Origin of the sequence: Traorella massiliensis (assembly GCF_900104665.1) — a bacterium.
Taxonomy (GTDB): domain Bacteria; phylum Bacillota_I; class Bacilli_A; order Erysipelotrichales; family Erysipelotrichaceae; genus Traorella; species Traorella massiliensis.
In genome coordinates this window covers 113,286-122,160 of the sequence record NZ_LT629966.1, presented here as the reverse complement: position 1 = coordinate 122,160, position 8,875 = coordinate 113,286, and the positions used below count along the sequence as shown (strand labels likewise).

The 8,875-nt window shown below is 30.7% G+C and carries 2 protein-coding genes; both read left to right on the top strand.

The genetic code is table 11. From position 1 onward, the window contains the following. Positions 1-151: 151 nt before the first annotated feature. On the top strand, positions 152-1,795 hold the full coding sequence (locus BQ5367_RS00810) for an IS1634 family transposase (RefSeq protein ID WP_071440588.1): 1,644 nt from the start codon (positions 152-154) through the stop codon (positions 1,793-1,795). A gap of 957 nt (positions 1,796-2,752) precedes the next feature. Beyond that, positions 2,753-8,575 carry a discoidin domain-containing protein gene (locus tag BQ5367_RS00805; RefSeq protein ID WP_071440693.1) on the top strand — a complete coding sequence of 1,941 codons (5,823 nt, stop codon included), beginning with the start codon at positions 2,753-2,755 and terminating at the stop codon, positions 8,573-8,575. Positions 8,576-8,875 lie beyond the last annotated feature (300 nt).

Below are 8,875 nucleotides of genomic sequence, written 5' to 3'. Positions count from 1 at the left end.
CGTTAACTTAATTTAGTTTTATACATCTATAAAAAAGAAAAAATATAAATAGCTCAAATAGGTGATAAAATAAGCGTATTTGAGCTTTTCTGTTCGGAAAGAGTATGATATAATAGATGTATAAATATACATCTATAGAAAGGATGATTTTATGCATCAAAATCCTGTGGATTTACCTGAAAGAACAGTCATCATAAAAGGCAGAAGTGGCAGTTATGTGTACTTGACACAAAGGGTTAAATATTCGCCAGAATTAAAACAAACCAGACCAGTAAGAGTAGCTATTGGAAAACTTAACGAAGAAGGAAAGCTGATTCCAAACAGGAACTATTTTGAAATATTTCCATATGAACAGAATGAACCCGGAGATAAAGCAGACTTCGTTATTGCGGGACCTCATTTTGTGGCGGACAAGATAAGTGCTGGGAATGGATTAAAAGAACTGCTGGAGACGATTTTCAAAGATGATTCGGACAAGATCCTGGATATAGCGACATATATGATGATGAGCGAAAATAACGTAATGCAGTATTTTGAAGACTATGGATATAATCACACATTGTTCAGTGCAGAGAACTTCGATGATAATGCGATAGGAAGACTGTTTAAAAAAATAAAAGTAAAGGATATCGATTTGTTCATCAGATCGTGGGTACATATGCATGTTGAGAAGCAAATCTATATAGCTTATGATTCGACGAATATGAACAGTGCTGCAGGAAATCTTGAATTGGCAGAATACGGACATGCGAAGGATCGTGATGAATTACCGCAAGTGAATTTATCAATAGGATATAATCAGACGGATCAGGTGCCTTTATTCTATGAATTGTTTCCGGGAAGCATCATCGACAATACGGAATGTGAAAAGATGGTGGAGAGAGCCCGGCAGTACGGATGCAGGGAAATAGGATTCATACTGGACAGGGGATATTTTTCATTACGGAATATAAGGTATTTCGAAAAGCATAATTATGACTATATACTGATGACGAAGGGGAATGCAAAGTTCATACAGGAAGCGGCAGAAGAAGCAGGAGCAGTATTAAAGAACGGATATTCAAATTATATGCAGGGATACGAACTGTACGGGATGACAGTAGAGAAGGATTTATTCAATACAGGAAAAAAAGAATATGTGCATGTATATTATAATGGAATAGAAGCGGAAAAAGAAAAGATTACGATCAATAACAGATTCAATAAGATGGATGAGGAGTTAGAGAAGAAGAAAGAGAAAAAGATAAAGAAAGCAGAAGATGTGAAAAGCTATGAGAAATATTATCGATTGGGATTTGATGAGAATGGATACTTCATGAATTATCAAAGAAAAGATAACGAAATCATGAAGCTGATAAATAAAGCGGGATATTTTGCGATAGTGACGTCAAAAAAGATGAGTGCAGAAGAAGCGCTGGAAACATATCGGGATAGGGATGCGGTGGAAAAGATATTCAGGATGGAAAAGACATATTTAGGGAATGATGTATTCAGAGTACATTCGGAAGAGAAACTTGAAAGCAAAGTGTTCGTATCATTCATAGCATTGATTATCAGGAATGAGATTTATCAGTCATTAAAGGAATTGTATAAAACGAATAGAAAAGAGTACACAGTACCGAAAGTATTGAAAGATTATGAACGGCTGGGAGTAACTAAATTAGCGGATGAGAAATATCATATAAGATATCGACTGACAAATAAGCAAAAAAAGATATTAAAGGCACTGGGAGCAACAGAAGAAGAATACAGGAAGTTTGTAAATGAACAAATGGATATGTTAGTTAATAATTAACATATCCATTTTATATAGATGTATAATTTTTTGAGAAGTTGACGTTATATTCATTAAGGTATCCATTTCTAAATGTTTGTAAATAAAAAAAGCAAATTATAATTCAGTTAAAAAGTGCAAACAAAAATTTAATGAGTACAAATTCAAAATTTAAATTAGTGCTATACTTATATATATGTAAGGGTTTTCATTTCTTTCAATATATAAGCGGAGTTTTTCATGGAAATATTTTGAATGTAAAAATGTAACATTATAGTGCAAAATAAAAAATACGTTTAGGTAATCATAAAACGTATATGATATAAAAAAATCTTTATATTACATATGAAAGAAATAGTACAGATAAGCTAACAGAATACAATTATGACTTTGTATAAGAAATACCATTAAGGAGGGATGTTATAAAGATATACTGTAATTTTAGTATAAGTATAAGAATATTTAATTTTCCTTTGCTGAGTAATAACATTGCTACTATTAGAGATGAAATTTACAGAAAATAGTAAGAGAGTAGTATTTGATATAAAAAGCATGTAGATCAGAATACAATTTTTATATACATTAGGAACGTAGAGCAAAATTGTAATTGAAATCTGATTGTTCGATAATAACACATTGATATGAATATGAAAAGGAATGAAGGAATTATTTACAATTGTAAATAAAAGATTTTATTTTATTCAGATTTAAGTTATTATGTAAATGAAGACAGTAATGAAAGGGGATATTCTTATGAAAGAGGTATTAAAATTGATAATATTCGTTTCCCGTATAGGATGACTACCATTACGAGGAAACTAAAAGCAAATGTACTGAAAGAGGTGCAAATCTAAAGAAAGATCGTCTAGCAGAGGAAAGACCGATGGATATATTATAATTATTAAGCATATAAAAGTTGATAGAAAGGAAAACGTATACTGTAAATGACTCATTCATAATATACTAGGCAAAACGAAAATGTTAAGAAAGAAATTAGAACAGTTATTAAAAATTTTCATTGTAATTTGTACTGTATTTAGTAGTTTTACATTGATTAAGCCTGTTGAAGTAAGTGCTGCAACTGATGACACTTTAACAAATGTTGCTTTAAACAAGGCAGTAACAGTATCAGGGACAGAAACTGATACTATGGTAGGAAGTTATATTACTGACGGGTTAGTACCAGCAAATCTAGCTGATTCGACTGATCCTAATTACACTAAAAGATGGTCTTCTAATGCGACATTGAATGAAACACCAGTATGGGCATTTATTGATCTTGGAGAAGTTACAAAAATTGATAAAGTTAAAATATATTGGCAAAAAGCAGATGGAACTAATTATGATATTCAAATTAGTAATACTGCGACAAATGATTCATGGGTTACGGTAAAAAATGTTACTGCACCAGTGGATCAAAATCCAAGATTTGATGATATTACTTTAGATACAGTTGTAGAAGCGCGTTATGTGAGAATCTATATCAAAGAAGGTATAGTAAGTGTAAGAGAGGATGTGAAAACAGCAAGTATTTATGAGGTAGAAATATTCTCACCTAATACTGTTGAAGTAGAATATGAAAATGTATCAATAAATAAAGCAGTAACAGTATCAGGGACAGAAACTGATACTATGGTAGGAAGTTATATTACTGACGGATTGAAACCAGAAGATTTAGCGAATACTAATGATTCTAATTATAAAAAAAGATGGTCTTCTAATGCAGCTTTGGATCAAACACCAGTATGGGCATATATTGATTTAGAAGAAGAGAAATCAATTGAGAAGATTAATGTCTATTGGCAAAAAGCAAATGCTAGTGAGTATCAAATTCAAATTAGTGATGATGCTAGTGAATGGACTCCTGTTAAAACAATTGTTAATACAGTAGCTCAAGGACCAAGAGTTGATAATATTACATTAGATAGTGAAGTGGAAACAAGATATGTTAGATTGTATATTACAGCTGGCAGTGGATTGCCTAACGTAGGAATTTATGAAGTAGAAATATTTGCAAGAAAAGATACTTCCGTTAAAGAAAATCTTGCATTAAATAAAGATGTATATTCAAATGGTAATGAAACTACTAACTTTACACCAAATTTGACAACTGATGGTTTAAAACCAGCTGATATGACAAAACATGATCCTACAGATCCTAATTATACAAGTAGATGGTCATCGCTAGCCACACTAAATACAACACCGGTATGGCTATATGTTGATTTAGAAGAAACTAAGAATATTGAAGAAGTATATGTCTATTGGCAAAAAGCAAATGCCAGTGAATATGAAATTCAAATTAGTAATACTGGAACTGATACTTCATGGAAAACAATTAAAACAGTTACAAACGAAGTACAATCTATAACACCAAGACTAGATAAAATTGTATTAGACGAAGAAGTTGCAGCAAGATATGTGAGAATTTATGCAACTAAAAATAACGGTGAGCATAATAATGTTGGCATATTTGAATTAGAAATTTATGGAACTAGGTATAGCAAAACAAATGATAACCTTGCATTATCTAAAGAGGCTTATTCAAATGGTAATGAAACTATTAACTTTACACCAAATTTAACAACTGATGGTCTAAAACCAGCTGATATGACAAAACATGATCCTACAGATCCTAATTATACAAGTAGATGGTCATCGCTAACCACACTAAATACAACACCGGTATGGCTATATGTTGATTTAGGAGAAGCAAAAAATATTGCTCAAGTTAATGTTTATTGGCAAAAAGCAAATGCCAGTGAATATCAAATTCAAATTAGTGATAATGCTAATGATTGGATAACAGTAAAGACTATTACGAATGAAGTTCAATCTACAGCACCAAGACTAGATCAAAATGTCTTAGATAATATTGAAAAAGCTAGATATGTAAGAATTTATGCAACTAAGAATAATGGTGAACATGCAAATGTAGGTATTTTTGAATTAGAAGTTTATTCAAATATTGTTTATCAAGAGCCAGAAATTCCTGAGAAAACAGAAGAGGAAATTGTACAGGAATTAGTAAATAATGCAACTGTATCTATTGGTAATGGTAAACTTATATTACCTACATATGAAGGATATACTTTCTCATTATATGGTTCAAATAATAAACAAGTTATTGACTTAAATGGTAATATTATTCCACCATTAGTCGATATGAAAGTTAATGTTATTTTACAGGCTAAAAAAGATAATGGTGAAGGAAACGCTATTGTTTCTAATGTTAATATTGAAGTGACGGTACCTGGGCAATATCAAGTTACTAGTGATGATAATGCAAAGCCAGATGTTATGCCTGCTTTAAGAGAGTGGAAAGGATATACAGGAAACTTAGAATTATCAGATAATACTAAGATTATCTATAATGATTCTTCAGTTGAAGAAACTGCCACTCTTATTCAAGGTTACTTTGATGAAATGTTAGATAAAGATTTAACTATAGGAACAGAGGCTTCTAATGGGGATATTGAATTAGTATTAGATGAGAATAGAACTGAACTTGGTGATGAAGGTTATTTTGTTGAAATAGATGATACAATAAAAATTACCGCACCAACAAAAATTGGTTTATTATATGGTGGTATATCTATTACTCAAATTCTATACCAAGATAACGGTATGAATTCCATTCCTAAAGGATTAATCCGTGACTATCCTATGTATGAAGTACGAGCATGTTTGCTAGATGTAGGACGGATGTATTTCCCTCTTGAATATGTACATGAAATTGCTACATATATGTCATGGTATAAATTAAATGAATTACATTTAGGAACTAATAATAGTAGAATTCAAACAGGATATACTGCATTTAGATTAGATACAGATAATTATCCAGAATTAGTATCTACAGATGGATATTATGAAAAACAAGATTATAAGAAATTCCAACAGGAAATAGATAAATTCGGTATAAATATTATTACAGAAATTGATACTCCTGCGCATTCAGGTCGATTTGCGGAAATTGATGATGGAAAATTAATGATGGATTTCAATCATTTAGATTTAAGAACTCCTGAAAAATATGAGGCAGCTATTACTGTTGTTAAAAATATTATTGATGAATATTTAGGTGAAAGTATCAACGATCCTGATAGAATTATTCAAGAAAATGTTTTCCATATTGGAACTGATGAATACCCTACTAGTTATACAGCACAGTTTAAAAATTATACTGCTGATTTAATTAATTATGTCACTAGTAAAGGATATGAAGTAAGATTGTGGGGTTCATTAAAAGATTTTAGTAACCCTGATAATCCAATTCATGCAGAAAACGCAACAATTAACCAATGGAGTCAAAATTGGGCAACAGCTAAAGCTTCTATGGATCATGGATTTAATTTAATTAACACTTTATATAATTATTTATATATCGTACCTGGTTTAAAAGGTTATCCGGAATTTTTGCCATTAGAAACTAGATATAATAGTTGGGATGTAACAAATTATGGTAACGAAAAATTATTAAAAGGTGAAGCTAAGAATTTAGGAGCTGAATTCTGTGTATGGATGGATACATCTTCTTATAATGGAGGATTTTCATGGTTTGATGCATTTGATCGTTTCAAAAATGGTGTTATGTTAATATCAGAAAAAACATGGTATGGTGAAAAGACAGAAGATCAAACTACAGAGAATTTCTTGGATAGAGTAGAAAAACTAGGAAATAAAACACCTTATGCTAATCCTGGTAGATTGGTAGATAGTGAAGGCGAAAAAGTATTATCTTATGATTTTGAAACATATGAAAATAATACTGTTATTGATTCAACACTTAATAAATATGATGGAACATTAGTTAACAGTGCAATTATTTCAACTAATAAATCTCAAGTATTAGCATTAGATGGTAATAGTTATTTACAATTACCAATTGATTCAATTGGACACCCGTATACTATAGTATTTGATGTACTAATTAATGAAGATTGTCCAGCTGATGCAGAATTATTAACATCTGAAGATGGAACATTATATGTTAATATGAATGGAAATATTGGATTTAAACGTGAATATTCAGAATTTACGGGATATAGTTTTGAATTTGATTATCAATTACCAAAAGAAGAATGGACCAATTTAGCAATTACTTGTGACGGTACAAATACGTATTTAATTGTTAATGGAAAAGATACATATACTGCCATTAATAAACACTCCAATATAACTGTAGATAGCACTAAGATTAGAGAAATAGATTCAACTACATTTGTAGCGGGATTAAGCAAGATTGGCAATAAATTGAAAGGATCGATAGATAATCTCGTTGTTTTAAATGAATTTAAAACAGCTAAAACATTACCAGATGCTTATAATAAAAATATTATTGCTAATAGCAATAACTTAGCATACTTAAAAGATGCAACTGCTAATCATGTAGAAATTAATACATCATTTATTCCAAAATATGTAACGGATGGACTTAAGCCAGCACAACCAGATGTACATGATACAAGTGATCCAAATTATGCATACAGATGGTCATCATCAAATATTGAGACTAAAGGTGCTGCCGAACTTGTTATTGATTTAGGAAACGTTACAAAATTTGATAAAGTTGACATTTATTGGCAAAAAGCGAATGGATCAGTCTATGAGATTCAAATAAGTGATACAGGAGAAGATGATAGTTGGGAGACTATTAAAGAATTTAATGATCCTAATAGAGCAGCCAATCCAATACTAGATTCGCATTTATTTGACAAATTGGTAGAAGGAAGATTTGTTAAGATTTATATTACTAAAGCAAATGGTGCAACAACTTACAATAATGTAGGTATCTTTGAAGTAGAAATCTTTAGAACAGAAGACGAAAATAAAATCTTAACTGATGAAGCATTAGAATATTTAGAAGAGGTAAAAACATTATTAGATGAGACTCCAGAAGGTTCTGTATTGAATAATGCTTATACTGAATTAGAAAATGCTTTAGAAGAGATAGAAAATTTAATTGAATCTGAAGACAAACTTTCTATTGCAAAATATTGGAGTACTCTTGAAAGTAAAGTTGATTACTTTAAAAATAATATAAAAGAAGTTAATTTTGAAGAACTAAAAAATCTAATCGCTGAAGTTAACAATAAAGATTATAGCGATTATACAGATGAAACTGTAAAAGTATTGAAAGATTTAGTGAATGAAGCAGAAGAATTGATATCTGATACAAAGACAACACAACTTCAAGTTGATGAAAAAGTAGAATCTATTACTGATGCTATTTCAGCTTTAGTATATAAACCAGCAGATTATAGTAAAGTTAATGAAGCAATCGAAGCTGCAAATGCATTAGATAAAGATCTATATAAAGACTTTAGTGCAGTAGAAAAAGCAATCAAAGAAGTAGAAGCAGGAAAGAATATCACAGAACAAGAAGTGGTAGACGGATATGCAAAAGCAATCGAAGATGCAATCAGTGCTCTTGAATATAAAGAGGCCGATTACAGTGCTGTAGAGAAGGAAAAAGAAAAAGTACCGGAAGATCTAAGCGTCTATACAGAAGAATCAGTAAAAGCGTTGAATGATGCACTAGCAGGTGTAGAGGATGGCAAGAATATCACCGAACAGGAAGAAGTGGATGCAATGGCAAAAGCCATTGAAAATGCGATCAATGGATTGGTGAAAAAGGACACAGGAAATAGTGATAAACCAACTGATTCTGATTCTGATAAACCAGAAGGACCTAGTACAAGTGACAACTATCATGTTGCAGTATTTACAGGATTGCTGATTCTAAGTGCAGGAGTACTTGTATTAATGCTTATCAAAAGAAAAAGAGAAGCAAAATAACATATAAGGGTTAGTCGAATGACTAACTCTTTATAAGGAATTTGACTACTTATATACTGATATAGCATATATATTAAATTTGTTAAAAAAGTTATAAAGATAAATATTTGATATACAGTTTATCTGTTTCTCACATATCAGATACTTATCTAAAAAGCTTTTTTTAAAACAGGGTTCATTTTCCACAAAAATTGAATACATTGAAATAGATCTTTTAAAAATGGCCATCAACTGATACTAAATAAAAAGGGTATTTTATATGGAATATTTTTAGAGAAATTGTTCGTGAAAAATTGATCC

Bases quoted from the DNA above. Each gene is read 5' to 3' on its own strand.
- BQ5367_RS00810 (WP_071440588.1), top strand. From the start codon at position 152: ATGCATCAAAATCCTGTGGATTTACCTGAAAGAACAGTCATCATAAAA.
- BQ5367_RS00805 (WP_071440693.1), top strand. From the start codon at position 2,753: ATGTTAAGAAAGAAATTAGAACAGTTATTAAAAATTTTCATTGTAATT.